The 13,239-nt window shown below is 44.5% G+C and carries 9 protein-coding genes, 1 tRNA gene and 3 pseudogenes; 5 read left to right on the forward strand and 8 right to left on the reverse strand.

The window, feature by feature from the left end; all coding sequences use genetic code 11:
- Position 1 precedes the first annotated feature (1 nt).
- Positions 2 to 5,017 (reverse strand): 2-oxoacid:acceptor oxidoreductase family protein, encoded by a 5,016-nt coding sequence (locus P7F88_RS19015; RefSeq protein ID WP_277827316.1) that lies wholly within the window; start codon positions 5,015 to 5,017, stop codon positions 2 to 4.
- A gap of 476 nt (positions 5,018 to 5,493) precedes the next feature.
- On the opposite strand from P7F88_RS19015, the gene P7F88_RS19020 reads away from it, so the two are divergent.
- Complete coding sequence (locus tag P7F88_RS19020; RefSeq protein WP_277827318.1) at positions 5,494 to 5,865, forward strand: YgiW/YdeI family stress tolerance OB fold protein; 372 nt, start codon at positions 5,494 to 5,496, stop codon at positions 5,863 to 5,865.
- Positions 5,866 to 6,094: 229 nt separating this feature from the next.
- Positions 6,095 to 6,445, forward strand: a complete 351-nt coding sequence (locus P7F88_RS19025) for an LssY C-terminal domain-containing protein (RefSeq protein ID WP_277827320.1) — start codon at positions 6,095 to 6,097, stop codon at positions 6,443 to 6,445.
- Here P7F88_RS19025 and P7F88_RS19030 read toward each other — a convergent pair.
- From P7F88_RS19030 to P7F88_RS19045, 4 genes and pseudogenes are all read right to left on the reverse strand, one after another.
- Positions 6,428 to 7,803, reverse strand: a pseudogene (locus tag P7F88_RS19030) (ATP-binding protein). The gene P7F88_RS19025 and the pseudogene P7F88_RS19030 overlap by 18 nt on opposite strands.
- Positions 7,793 to 8,453 (reverse strand): annotated as a pseudogene (locus tag P7F88_RS19035) (response regulator transcription factor). The pseudogenes P7F88_RS19030 and P7F88_RS19035 overlap by 11 nt, the downstream one beginning before the upstream one ends.
- Before the next feature lie 8 nt (positions 8,454 to 8,461).
- Positions 8,462 to 8,849: pseudogene (locus P7F88_RS19040) on the reverse strand (PepSY domain-containing protein).
- Between the two features lie 178 nt (positions 8,850 to 9,027).
- Positions 9,028 to 9,104, reverse strand: a tRNA-Val gene (locus P7F88_RS19045).
- A 294-nt stretch (positions 9,105 to 9,398) separates the two neighbouring features.
- On the opposite strand from P7F88_RS19045, the gene P7F88_RS19050 reads away from it, so the two are divergent.
- From P7F88_RS19050 to P7F88_RS19060, 3 genes are read left to right on the forward strand one after another with little or no spacing between them, the layout of a single operon-like run.
- On the forward strand, positions 9,399 to 9,542 hold the full coding sequence (locus tag P7F88_RS19050; RefSeq protein ID WP_277827322.1) for a hypothetical protein: 144 nt from the start codon (positions 9,399 to 9,401) through the stop codon (positions 9,540 to 9,542).
- Entirely contained in the window at positions 9,539 to 10,180 is a 642-nt protein-coding gene (locus tag P7F88_RS19055) for a DNA ligase (RefSeq protein WP_277827324.1), read from the forward strand. Before P7F88_RS19050 ends, P7F88_RS19055 begins: the two co-directional genes overlap by 4 nt.
- The gene (locus tag P7F88_RS19060; RefSeq protein WP_277827326.1) at positions 10,143 to 10,286 is read left to right on the forward strand and encodes a hypothetical protein; all 144 of its coding nucleotides are present in this window, start codon (positions 10,143 to 10,145) and stop codon (positions 10,284 to 10,286) included. The genes P7F88_RS19055 and P7F88_RS19060 overlap by 38 nt, the downstream gene beginning before the upstream one ends.
- 1 nt (position 10,287) lies before the next feature.
- Here the strand turns inward: P7F88_RS19060 and P7F88_RS19065 are convergent, their stop codons facing one another.
- From P7F88_RS19065 to P7F88_RS19075, 3 genes are all read right to left on the reverse strand, one after another.
- A complete protein-coding gene (locus P7F88_RS19065; RefSeq protein ID WP_338405579.1) occupies positions 10,288 to 10,566 on the reverse strand; it encodes a bactofilin family protein in 279 nt (92 codons plus the stop codon).
- Between the two features lie 46 nt (positions 10,567 to 10,612).
- Positions 10,613 to 11,557 (reverse strand): M23 family metallopeptidase, encoded by a 945-nt coding sequence (locus tag P7F88_RS19070; RefSeq protein ID WP_277827328.1) that lies wholly within the window; start codon positions 11,555 to 11,557, stop codon positions 10,613 to 10,615.
- A gap of 233 nt (positions 11,558 to 11,790) precedes the next feature.
- The gene (locus P7F88_RS19075) at positions 11,791 to 13,161 is read right to left on the reverse strand and encodes an MATE family efflux transporter (protein WP_277827330.1); all 1,371 of its coding nucleotides are present in this window, start codon (positions 13,159 to 13,161) and stop codon (positions 11,791 to 11,793) included.
- Positions 13,162 to 13,239: the final 78 nt, after the last annotated feature.

Consider the following 13,239-nt stretch of genomic DNA (forward strand, 5'->3'; position numbering starts at 1 on the left):
ACTACACCTCCGCCGATGCTGGTGCGTTGAAGTGGATAATCTCAGCATCACATTCATCTGCAATCCGGTGCGCGCGGTTAATCAGTTCTTCAGTGATTTCGACTGAATCAAGAGCACCTGGAATGACATGGCTGACTACTTTAGGCACGCCATCTTCAATGATGGTGGTTTTCTCGAACAGTTCGCCTAACTGCTGATAACAGGTTTTACAGTCGGTGCAGAGGTTCTCTTCCTCTTCATCTATAGAAACCAGAGGAAGTGTTTCTCCTAATACTGATGCAGACGCTACAGGAGCGGTATCAATTTGAGTTACCGGAATGGAATCGCCCATTGCACCAGTCGCCATTGCCAGCTCAGCTAAACCATTTGCAATCGACTCGATAGTCTGGTCATTGCTGTTTAGAGCTTGCTGGTAATTCTGCTTCCATTCGTCCACTTGCTGCTGATAAGTATCCTCTAGACCACTCATATGTTGTCCGCTTAAGTACTGCAACATATGCCAGTTACGAAGTCGTTCTTCGGTCAGTGACACAATTGAGTCTGAAACTTGCAGCTGAGTCAGGTGTTGGTGTTGATTGACCGACCAGATAAATGGTGTTTTATCTAATCGTTCGTCAGCGCTCATCGCGACATAGTCCGCTAGCTCTACAGCGCTCCCATCATCTACCAGAACATTAAAGTGTTTCTTAAACCGACCTTCATACAGAGCGAAGTCTGCAGGAGTGAATGGCACCTCTTTTAGCTGCATCATTCCATCGCTGTCCTGATAGCTGATGATATGTGTCGCCCAATCCTGATTCTGTTCCGGGTTACCCTCAATAGAGAACCTTTCTGCTAAGGTAGCGCCTTTGCGAGGGTCATGGACAAATACAGGGTTCATACGGCTTTCAACTGCGTAACGGGCATGTCGGGTACTTGCGTCATCAGCGATACCGTGTTCACCCATACATGGCGTGTACACATCAAACAGAGCGAGGGCATCCTGATAATTCAGGTATTCCATCAGGCTAGACATGAAGTGCCCCTGTAGCGCAGTAGATGTCTGAACCACCATGACTTCTGGGTGGAAGGTAGCGATAATGCCCAGCTCTTTACGTGCTTCTTGTTTACCACTGTGCGCTTTACCAAACCGGCTTAGATCGGAATCCTGAGCGGTAAAGCTAGCCGTTGATGCCTGTCCACCCGTGTTTGAATAGCTACCAGTGTTCAGAACCAACACTTTGATTGGTGTGGATGTGGTCAATAAGCGGGAAAGTGCGCCAAAGCCGATATCGTAAGTGGCACCATCACCACCGATACTAAACACGGTTGGCAGAAGAGCCAGTTCCTGATCAGAAAGGTGAGACCATTCCAGATACCGCATCTGGTTATCATGGACATCAGCGTCGTACATATCTTCCAGTTCGAGTTTCGCCGTACGAAGTGCTTTGAACTGATCTAACTGGTTCGCCACTTCGCCTTCAAATAGACCTTTAGATAGTGCAGGCGTATCCTGGAACAGGCTGTTAATCCACGGGTCGTTATATGGGTTTGCCGGGAAGGTTGATGCATAAACACTACTACAACCGGTCGCATTGGCTATCAGCGCATCCGATGGACCATTTCCAGTTGGGCCGTTTTCAAAGTGATACAGACGTTTCTCTAACGTTTGCATGGTGTTGGCAATACGTTCGATTCTTGCTTGATCGCCTCCCTGTGAAACAAGAGCTTGTTGCTTGTCTTCCAACTTATCCAGCATGCTTTCAAGGCTATCGATATGTGCCTGATATCTCTGTTGTTGAAGTGCTCGGTTGATAGAAGTGACTAAACGTAACGCTGTCACTTCTCCACAGCCACGGCATGCACCATGTCCAGAGCTCATCGCATAGTAGTTACTGCGATCAAGAAGAAGGCGTTTAGACTCGGCGGAATCTGCGACGCCTTTTTCAAGGAAGCGAGCTGGTGTATTTGGCATTTCTCCGAGTGTAGTGAACAGCTCTTTCATCTCTTTGTTCAGATCGCTGGTCTGGCGTACCTTCTTAAGGGCATTTGGACCACAGACATCCACACACTCCATACATCCACTACATTTACTTGGATCGACAGCTACAGAGAACAGACCTCCACTACCCGGAACGGCTTTTTCCATTGAGTCGAAGAATGGTTTTGTTCTGCTGACAGGTAGGGATTCCAACGCCACACTAAGCTCGGCGATTTGTTGTCTCACCGCTGGGTCGTCGAAGCTCATGTTGTCAGTCACTCTGACGAACGCCTGAGACAACGTAAGTGCCTCATTTTTTGGTGCCGTGCGGTAGTACTGGCGAACAGCATCCATAATTGGCGGCATCTTAACTTTCAGTTGCTCACGCTGAGCGGGTGGGATGTTGAGTTTGTCGATAGCGACATAAACAATATCGTGTACCTCATGCACCATATTCGGAATAGCGCCATCCGGACAGGCGATGGTACATTCCATACAACCGGTACATTTATCGGCTTCAAACTTCGGCACATTGAGCCTGAAGATACCTTTGTCTTTGGTGATGGCACTGGCTGGTGGCATAAACATACCTGAGCCAGGAATCACTGGAGCTTCACCAATGGAACCGTCGGCGTAACGACTACCTGCAATTTCATTAAAGTAGGACTGGTCAAACAGGCCACAACTTGCTGAAGTCTGCTTGTGTTTTGCTGATGCTGTTGAAGTATCCTGTTCAATAACAGCATCGTCGAAGTCCTGATAGCACACTTGTTTTGTTGCATGCATACCTTCACGGATAACCGCCATATTACTGGCAACGACTTTTTCACCTTTTGCTCCAAACTTCTTGGCAATTTGTTGTGAAATACGCTCAACCATCAGCGTTTCGTCTGCACCATGAGTCACCTGAGTAGCGTGGCCGCACAGTGCGCCGATAAAGGCGATACCCATCATTCGTATTTCCAGATCCGCCGATGGTGCTTGCTCTCTAGCAACCTTAAACGCATCAACAATAAAGAAATCGATATTGTTATCACGGATAAACTGCCTTGCAGTGGCGGGTATCTCTTGCCATACCTGTTCTGGTTCGTGGTGGGTTTGCAGAATAAAGGTGCCGTTTGGAGTTAGTCCAGCAAGTGGGTTGGTGTGCATAAACACCTTATGGTCAGGTGAAAGCACGATCTCTACTTGCTTAAGTTCAGCGTTAGTCAGTTTTATCGGCTCAGGTGAGAGCGTAATAAAGAAGTTTGTTGGTGCGCCGCTCTTTTCAGAACCGTATTTGGGCATTGATTTGGAGTTCATACCCAAAGCACCAGCAAGGATATCCGTCAACAATTTACCAGTAGCGATGGTGCCGTATCCCCCAACAGAGTGGAAACGAACACGTAGAGCATCGTCAGGCAGTAGATTCGGATTCTCTCCGGTTTCCAGTGCCATCAATTCGGTATCTGGGTATGCGCTACGCAGTCTTTCCTGAATGGTTTTCAGCATACCTTGCGCGTTTTCATCAAAGAACTGACTGCCCAGATAGAAGAATGGTTTGATGCTATCTGCGCACATATTGTCAAAGGCAGCGATCAGGTGTTTTGGCTGAAGGTCATGACCACCAAGACCAAATACACCAGTACTGATAAGTGGGATATTGGTTAATGCCTGGATACCTTTGTGGCGGATTGTTTTGGCATTTTCCTGGGCTTTAAACAGTGCGTGAGTGACTCTGTCGGTTAAGCGAGTTTCATCGCAGCGTTCAAGTATGGTGACAACCTGTTTACCTGCTAATTTTTCTACGAGTTGAGCCTCTGGGAACGGTTGCAACTGTTTGATTGATATTACGCCTACTTTTCGGCCTTGTTTACGTAGATGGGCAGCTACCGCTTCTGCATCATCAGTCACTGAACCTAAACCAATAATGACGTGTTCGGCATCATCGCATTTGTAGTCCATCACCGGCTGGTAATAACGTCCGCATAGATCGCCATATTCCTGCATTGCTTGCTCGATAAAGCGAGGTACATCACTCATAAAGTGGCTGCGATGATCAACGATACCTGCCCGGTAGTCTGGCTGGTTTTGTACACCACCAGTCAGGCCTGGGTTATGGGTATCAACAAGGGCAGGGACTAGCTGGCGTGAACCTTTTTCATAAGCGTTAAGCCAGCTTCTTTTCCACTTTTTGGTTAGTAATTCAGGGATAAACTGATTGATCTCTTCGATCAACTTACCTTCACTGTCGGTTTCAATCGCGTCCTGATTGTTCTCAATATAACCGATTAAATCAGCCAGCTTCTCTGGCCAGAACTGGTTTTGATACTTATCGATAAATTGGCGAAGCTGCCATACCCGGCCTTTAGCGCCGTAGAGCATGCGCTGTGCTTCTGTCGGAGCAGGAATACGGCCTGATGGGTCGCCGAGATATTGTTTCAGGAGCTCAGGTTCTGGAAGTTTTACTTCACTTTGGATATGGCTGGTTGCAAATCCGTCCATCGTATTTGCAACCGGGATTAGCGAAAGAGCACTGACTCTGTAAGCTATCGCGGCTAAGTCAGCCGCTTCCTGTGCATTACTACCAAACAGTGTGGTGTATCCGGCTGAGAGTAGAGCATATACATCATCGTGACCTGCCATTACGTTGAGTGAATGGCGCGATACGGAGCGAGCAGCGACATGAAGTACAAATCCGGCCGCTTTCTTACCTACAGTGACGTAATGCGACTCAAGGCCATAAAGAATCCCCTGACTGGATGACGCGTTTGAGATGTATTTTCCGCCCGTTAATGCGGCACCTAGTGCACCGCTTTGAGCCGAGTGTTCACCTTCTGGTTCGAAGAAGAAAGGGTGTTTTCCCCACACATTGCAGCCACCTTGTGCCCGGAAAGCTTCGTAAAGTTCTGATATTTCGGTTGAAGGGGTAATTGGGTATCCGATAACGCCGCCACAGACGTAATCCATAACATGCGCAACTGCGCCATTGCCGTGTATTACGGTTGATAGTCCCGGGTACTGTGGGGCGTTTGGTTGTTCGTTTTGTGCATTGCTTTCCTGAGTCACTGTAGACATAACACGTTGCTCCTTGATGTGTGGGTTATTTTCCCCAGCGTATTTTGGAGTTACAGCGTTGCTACCTGCGGTTTATTATTTTTCTAGCGGCAGCTCCAATTAACATGGGTACTTCTCGACATTCTTGAGTGTCGATGTCGATTAATTCCTCACCAGAATTATTTACAGCTAGTTGTTTTCGCATCTTATTATTGAGTGTTTTAGATATGTCTAATTGATGCGTATGTGAAAATATTACACCCATTGTAAATATAAGGTTGTCTGTTTGTTCACAAAAGTAAGACTTTTCGTAGCTGGTATATAAGAACAAGCTTCCCATCAAACGTGGGTTTGAAATTTCAAAGAGGATTCGCGTATTAACTAGCTGATAGAGAACATGAATAGAATATGAATAACTGGCTCAGTATTAATTCAGCGGGGGAGTGATTTAATAGTAATCATTGAATACATCAGATTAATTTAGAAGGAAGTTACAGATGAAATCTAAGGTTATTGCTATCGCTCTTGCACTTGTTTTAGTACCTACAGCTGTTTTGGCCAAAGGAAAAGATCATGAGCGTCATATTCTGAACTACAATGGTCCAGTCGAGTTATCCAGTGTCGCTTCACTGCTTGAAGATAGTGGCTATTTCACTGAAAGAGAAGTGATTATGGAGGGCTTTATAATCCGTCAGACTCGAAAGGATGAATTTATTTTCTCCGATGGAGAAGATGAAATTAAGATAGAGATGGATGATGACATTCAGCAGGCTGCGACAGTCAATGAGAAAACCAGGGTTAGAATATTTGGTGAGTATGAAGGTGGCAGCACACCAGAAGTAGAAGTTGAAAATATTCAGATCTTATAAGTCTGTCTTTTCTGTTCATAAAGTCATAAATGCCTGCACTTGCGGGCATTTTTTGTCTCTGAAGAAGTCAAAACAAAAATGAATCCAGTATTAATATGGTGCTCGAACTTGGCTGGATTGAAAATCAGACTTTTCCCGCAACGATATTAGCTTTCGGGATTATATTGGATTACTAAAATTAGACACACCGCCGGTTTCAGACCTGTTTTGGCACGGGATACCCCAGGATATGGCATTTCAACTACCAGGCACTTTGAGCAAACGAAATCATATACGTTGGTGGTCCGTGATACCTCAAGGAGCGAGCATTGATGAGAAAATGTGGTTTGGAGCGATCAGTTATGATGATGGTCTTGGTATCGCCTTACATTCAGGTTTAATAACTCTGCTGCATACGGTCGAAGCCAATGTAGATAAGCAGAGGGATTATTTGGCTCGTTCAGTAACTGATACGGATATGTGGCAGGGAGAGCTGAAGCATATTGCGAAGCCAGAGGCATTGGATGAAAACCATGATTATTACACCGATGGCAGAATGTTGATTGTCAGACCAACGCTTTCTTTAGCGGCTGAGATTTAGCCGCAATATTGCCTTTAACCCGCCCATAGATGACCTTTCAAAACTCAACTCACCTCGATAGCTGTGTGCCATTTCAGCAACAATGTTGAGGCCAAGTCCGGTTCCCGGAATTGTTTCGTCAAGGCGGACGCCGCGTTTCACGATTTCCTCTAGCATGCTATCTTCAACCCCTTTACCATCATCTTCGATAGTTAAGACAAGTACGTCGCCTTGAACATTACCGTAAACTCTTATGAGCGAGTTTGCCCATTTTAAAGCTGTTTTCTATCAGATTACCCAGCATTTCATCGAGATCCGTACTTTCGACGGCTACGTTCAGTTCGCTGTCCAGTTCGTTAACCATTACCACCTCGCGGTGGGAATAGACTTTTTCAAAGGCTGTTGAAATAGCATCGACTCTTTCTGAAGGATTTGCGCTCACCGAGAGTATGTTCATTGCCCCGGCCATGCGGGCACGACCAAGGTGATAGTCTATTTGCTGTTGTAACTGAGCCACTGTTTGGGACAGTGACTGTTGCTCTTCTTCTGGTAATTCAGAAATCTGGTTCTTTATCACAGACAGCGGCGTTTTGAGCGAATGGGATAGGTTACCGGCATGGTTTCTGGCTCGCTCTAGAAGCTCCTGATAGTGAAACAGGAGTGCATTAAGATCGGCAACGAGTGGTTTGATTTCCCCTGGGTAGTCGCTGGACAAAGCTTGTTGTTTACCCTGTTCGAGCGTCTTAAGCTCCTTTTGAAGCTTGTTTAGAGGTATCAGTGACCAATTGACTTGAACAAAAGTAAATACAAGTAACCCGGCAAATAGTACCAACTGAATGATTAGTAGCCACTCAATCACATTGTCTAATGTGTCTTCTATTGGGTCTTCATCGATACCAATAGTAATGTTTATTCGGCCTCTGTATTCGGGAATTGTCACCACCTGAGATATCGATATAAGCTTCTCACCATTTGCTCCGGTAAGTACCTTTGATTTTTTATGAACAGGAGTAATCGACTTATCCCATAGAGAACGGGATCGAAGTGTCTGATTTTTTACTGGTTACAATCCAGTAGAAGCCGCTGTAAGGTCTGTTGTATCTTGAGTCGGATACCGGTTTTTGAAGAGTAAGTTTTCCTTCATTGGATATGGTTAGGTTCGCGATGATTTCGTCTGCGACAACTTGTAGCTGGGAACGAGTGTTATCAACAAGATAAGTATTTACCAGGGTAGGGACCATGATTCCTGCGGCAAGTGTCAGGCCTCCAATCCAGAGGCTTGCCGCTAGCATCAATCGCGTACGTATACTAAGATGTTTCAAGCTTGGTAGCTTCTTTAATACGGATGACTTTTTGAGCTCAGACAACCTACTCAACATTTAACTGATACCCTAATCCCCTGACTGTTTTAATAACTTTTGAGAAATCTTTTTTCGATCCTGCCGATAAATACCTCAACGGTATTTGAATCCCTGTCAAAGTCTTGTTTATAAATGTGTTCGACCAGCTCTGTTCGAGACACCACTTTATCGCTATTGTGCATAAAGTACGCTACTACTTTATACTCAAGAGCCGGGCAACTCGACACTTTGTCCTTTCCACATGACTTTGGATGCTCTGGTGTCCAGCACTTAAATCCCCAAGTTGCACGACCGAAGATGTTTGGCCGGACTGACGTCGAAGCTGTGCCCGGACTCGTGCTATCAGTTCCACAAGCTCAAAAGGTTTTGTCAGGTAGTCATCGGCACCAGCGTTAAGACCTTCAAACTCTTTGAGTAAGTGCGTCACGTGCGCTCAGAACAATAACCGGGGTGTTGATACCTTCATCACGCAGGCTTTTAAGAACTGTCAGGCCATCAAGCTTGGGCAGGCCAAGATCCAATATAATTGCCTCCCATTCTTCAGAGGTTGCTCTATACAATGCATCAATACCATCGGCAGATATTTCTGAAACCCATCCTGCCTGATCGAGAGCGGAACTTATCTGAGAGGCCAGTTGCGGTTCATCTTCAACAACTAAAATCTTCATGTTTGTAGTTATTTCCTTATGACGTTCATCAGGTGACGACCTTTTAGCTCCGTCATTTCTAATGTCGCAGCGTTGTATTCCACCCTAATAACATTGTTGTCATGCAGTAGCTTTAACTCGTATATCCATTCGTCGTCATCTTCTTCTAGTTCAACCTTAATCACGCGGCCTTTTAAATGTTGTTCTACTTCCTTATATAATTCAGGAAATGGTTTGATGAGACCTTTTTGAACCGCTTCATAAACTTCGTCCTGTTCATCTTCAAACTCCACCCTGAGTTCCTTCACGGTGTACGTCATAGACTAACTCGTGACCATCTTTGTCTTTAGACAACGCATGAAGAGGCAGCAGTAGCAACGTAGATATGAAAACAGAAGATAGGGCTGATTTGTTCATATTCGGCCTGTAAGATATGTACGAAATTGACGATATTTTGTCAGTCTAGCGCATTCAAGATGAATGGAACATGAATAGTTTGGCAGAAAGGATATATGTGTTTTGTTCTTATTTAGGGCGGAGCGAAAGCAATAAAAAAAGCCTAAGCGAGTGCTTAGGCTTTTTTTATATGAATATATGGTGCGTCCGAGTGAACTCGAATCACCGACCCCCACCATGTCAAGGTGGTGCTCTAACCAACTGAGCTACGGACGCATTGTCTTGGAACGCAGAGAATATTAGCTACTAGGTTAGCCCCATGCAAGCAAAATTTCTCTAACTTTGAACTGGTTGGCGTGAATTTCATCGGTTTGGCGAATATTTGTTCTTTGTTAGGTGCGGGGATGTGTTCTGAATAGCGTCAAGGAGCAAAAATTAGGTGTTGTTCTAAAAGCGATGAAATGGGATGAAAGTAAATAGAATAACTTAGCAGTGCGTTTGAAAATGACCATACTCTTCTTAACCTGAATGTGGATTTTGGTAATAACGGTGATTTCAGGAGGGATTAACATGGTCAATAAAGGATATATCACCGTTGTTGCTTCTGCCGTATTAGCCGGCTTACCAGTAAGCGTTTCAGCTACTAACTACGTTCCCGACATTGTATTAGCACGCCCATATTTTGATGAAGTTGATCTTAGCCTTACTGGATGAGTGAAAAACTAGATGGCATCCGGGCTATATGGACTGGAGAAAAGCTCATTACTCGATCTGGTCGCAGAATCTATGCGCCCGACTGGTTTATAAAGGCCTTACCAAATGTGCCAGTTGAAGGTGAGCTCTGGGCTGGTCGAGGCAACTTCAACCATGTTCAGAAAACGGTATTAGATAAATCTCCGGAGGAGCATAGCTGGAAACAAATCCAATTTATGTTGTTTGATCTTTATGGCGAAGACGTGATTTATAAAGACAGGTACCAAAAGCTAAAGTCTATTAAACATGTTCAACCATTGTCGCCTGTTAAAGTCGTTGCACACCAACCTATTGAAAGCAGTGCTGATTTGCATAACTTTTTTCGAGACGTACTTGCAAAGGGTGGGGAGGGCGTCATGTTAAGGAAAATTGGGAGCAATTATGTATCGGGACGTACAGATGACTTGCTGAAGATGAAGCAGGTGAGCGATACCGAGGTGACGGTTATAGGTTACAAGGAAGGGCGAGGTAAATTCAAAGGTAAAATGGGTGCGATCCTTGTTGAACTAAAGAACGGAGATCGGAATGTATATCGGTTCTGGATTCACGGATCAGCAGAGAATGGAGCCTCCATCACTCGGAGAAACCATCACCATTGAATATGGCGGTTACACTTCTGGCGGACTACCCAAATTTGCGAGGTTTTTGAGGGTAAGAGCGCTGAAGAGTGAAGATAGGGCAGTCTTACACTCTTCAGACAGTTAGCTTAAGAAGCGCTTTTTACTTTCTCTTTTTTGTCAGAAAGGTTTATCACTTCTTCACCAGTTACGGTTTTTGGGTTTCCTAAGAATACGCCGCCTTTATGGATGATCAACTCAGAAGAAGTGACTTCTCCTTTAGGAGGTTTTCCATTGGCTAGAATTTCAATGTTTCTGGCGAACACTTCACCTTCAAAGTGGCCGTTAATGATCGCTTTTTCTGCGTAAATCTCACCTTCAATTCTCCCGGAAGGGAGCTTGTTGTTTACAAGCTTTTCAGTCTGCAGCTTTCCCGGTTAATACACTCATCAACCTGAATATTTCCGGATAGGGTTAGCTCTCCGGCGATTTTTGCTCCCTCTGCGATGATAGTTGTATTGTGGTGTTTACTTGATTTTCCACGTTCTTTATTAAATAGTCCCATTTTATGCCCTTACTTACGTTAAATACCGATTCGAAGTTTTCCATACTCCAATTAACAAATGGTTTTGGATCTAAAGCTCGTCCAACAAAACGAACCTCATAATGTAGGTGCGGTCCAGCGCTCATCCCTGTATTTCCTGAAATAGCGATGAGATCGCCTTTCTTTACAAAATCCCCATTTTGTACCTTAAATGACTTTAGGTGGGAGTAGGATGAAGTAATGCCATACGCATGCGAGACACGCAGATAGTTTCCTGAGCCCTGGTTGCTTTTACGTGTTACTTCAATGACACCATCTGCAGGTGCATAAATGGGCGTTCCGGTGTTAACTGCGAAGTCGAGACCACGATGCATGATGCGCTTTTTGGTTACCGGGTGGGTTCGCATTCCGAAAGGTGAAGAAATACGAGCTTTATTCACTGGGCTACCGCTTGGAATGATTTGCAAAATATGCTGACGAACAACGGTATTAATTGCTGCAACATCCAACCTTGAGTTTATGTCCAGTGCTTCTGGAGAAGAGCCTACAACAGTTTCAATATCTTTTAGCCTATCGCTTAGGTATTCGAGTTCTTGTTGTTTCTGTGTCACTTCATGCTGCAGATCTGTTTTCAAAACTTCAAACTCTTTTAGTTCCTGGCTCAATAGAACAGATTTTTGTTCCAGGAGATTATGTTTTTGTTTGAACAGGTTAACTTCGTCCATCAGGAAATAGATGGTACCCGTTACGCCAATGACAGCGAAACAGAGAAAAAACGCTAGAAACTTTAAACGAACGAGTGTGCTTTTAGATAGCTTAAAATGATTAGTGCCTTTTACGCCAGATATGGCTACAACAATACTATCTGAGGTCATAATCTGTCATGCAAGGAGGAAACGATGCCCTGCATTATATAAAGAATCAAAGTATCGCAACTATTGATATATGTATAAATCAGAGGAATATTTTTGTTTTTGTGAGGTGGTGCTAGGAATATCGTAATAAGCTCACAATGGTATTGTGAGCTTATGTAATGAAGTTTAATGCGAATTAAATCAGTATGTTGCGAATGTGTTGGAAAGGATTAACTTAGACGTTAAGCAACTTTTTACCGTGACGCGTATTCCAACTGGATGCCATCTTCTTGCTTTTGCATCCATCTGAGGCGAAGCGACAACATGATGGCTGCTGAAGTTAGCCCCACAATAAAACCAACCCAGAAGCCATATACACCGATTTTTGGAACTATCCAGTCGGTCATTGCAAGGATGTATCCTGTAGGAAGCCCAAGTACCCAATAGGCGACAAATGTGCAGTTAAAGATGGCTTTCATATCCTTATAACCGCGTAATGCCCCTGCGCCTATAACCTGTACCGAGTCGGTTAATTGGTAGATTGCAGCAATAAGTAATAGTTGAACCGCTATGCTAGCGACTTCTTTATCGTTGGTATAAAGAAGAGTTACTTCGTCTCTAAAAACAACTGTAAACAAAGCGGTTATCGCAGCGAGTAATAAACCCAAAGCAATACTAACCTGAGTAGAGATTTTCGCACCCTCTGTGCTTTCTTCACCAAGTTTGTGCCCAACTCTGATACTGACTGCAGCGCCAATACTCATGGGTATCATAAACACCAGTGAGGAGAAATTTATTGCGACCTGATGAGCTGCGACAATGGTTGGGCCCAGGGGAGACACAAGCAAGGCGACGACAGCAAAGAGTGTCACTTCAAAAAAAATTGAAAAAGCAACGGGCAAACCTAGTTTGATCAAACGGATTTGTTCTTTCCAAACAGGGTTGTGAAGCTTGTCAAATAAGCCAATATGCTTAAGCCTATTAGAAGTGGTGACGTAAAGCAGCATAAATAGGAACATCAGCGTGTATACAATGGCGGTGGCAACACCACAACCAACGCCACCAAGAGCTGGAGCACCTAGTTTGCCGTACACAAACATCCAGTTTAAAGGCACGTTAGCAGCTAGGCCAAGAAAGCCGATTACCATCGCGGGCTTAGTAAGAGCCATACCATCGGTAAAGCTTCTTAATGCTTGATAAAACAGGGTGGCTGGCACTGCAAATAACATAGCTTTCATGTACCCGGTTGTTTTTTCGGCCAGGCTGGGATCAACATCCATCATCCCGACGATGAACTTGGTCTGAATCAATATCAATAAAGTCGGAACTACCAGTAAAGCAGCTACGTAAAAACCTTGTTGAATTTCATATGCAATCTTGTGTTGTTTGCCAGCACCGTTTAACTGTGCGACCACCGGGACAAGTGCCATTAACAAGCCGATACCGAATAATATAGTTGGCATCCATATACTAGAGGCTACGGCTACAGCAGCCATATCAGTCGCGCTTACACCTCCGGCCATTACGGTATCGACGAAGCTCATCCCTGTTTGAGCAATGGATGCAATAAGAACGGGCGTAGCAAGCTTGATTAATTCTTTAGCTTCTCTCTGATAACGGTGCACAGTTATTCCAAATATAAGCGTGGTCAGGGGATGTAATGATAATGAAATGTGAGTAATATCACCATAAAAAGATAGGAG

The sequence above is a fragment of the Vibrio hannami genome, assembly GCF_029589055.1.
GTDB classification, from domain to species: Bacteria; Pseudomonadota; Gammaproteobacteria; order Enterobacterales; family Vibrionaceae; genus Vibrio; species Vibrio hannami.

Bases quoted from the DNA above. Each gene is read 5' to 3' on its own strand.
- P7F88_RS19050 (WP_277827322.1), top strand. From the start codon at position 9,399: ATGGTCAATAAAGGATATATCACCGTTGTTGCTTCTGCCGTATTAGCC.
- P7F88_RS19060 (WP_277827326.1), top strand. From the start codon at position 10,143: ATGGAGCCTCCATCACTCGGAGAAACCATCACCATTGAATATGGCGGT.
- P7F88_RS19015 (WP_277827316.1), bottom strand. From the start codon at position 5,017: ATGTCTACAGTGACTCAGGAAAGCAATGCACAAAACGAACAACCAAAC.
- P7F88_RS19070 (WP_277827328.1), bottom strand. From the start codon at position 11,557: ATGACCTCAGATAGTATTGTTGTAGCCATATCTGGCGTAAAAGGCACT.
- P7F88_RS19020 (WP_277827318.1), top strand. From the start codon at position 5,494: ATGAAATCTAAGGTTATTGCTATCGCTCTTGCACTTGTTTTAGTACCT.
- P7F88_RS19055 (WP_277827324.1), top strand. From the start codon at position 9,539: ATGAGTGAAAAACTAGATGGCATCCGGGCTATATGGACTGGAGAAAAG.
- P7F88_RS19025 (WP_277827320.1), top strand. From the start codon at position 6,095: ATGGCATTTCAACTACCAGGCACTTTGAGCAAACGAAATCATATACGT.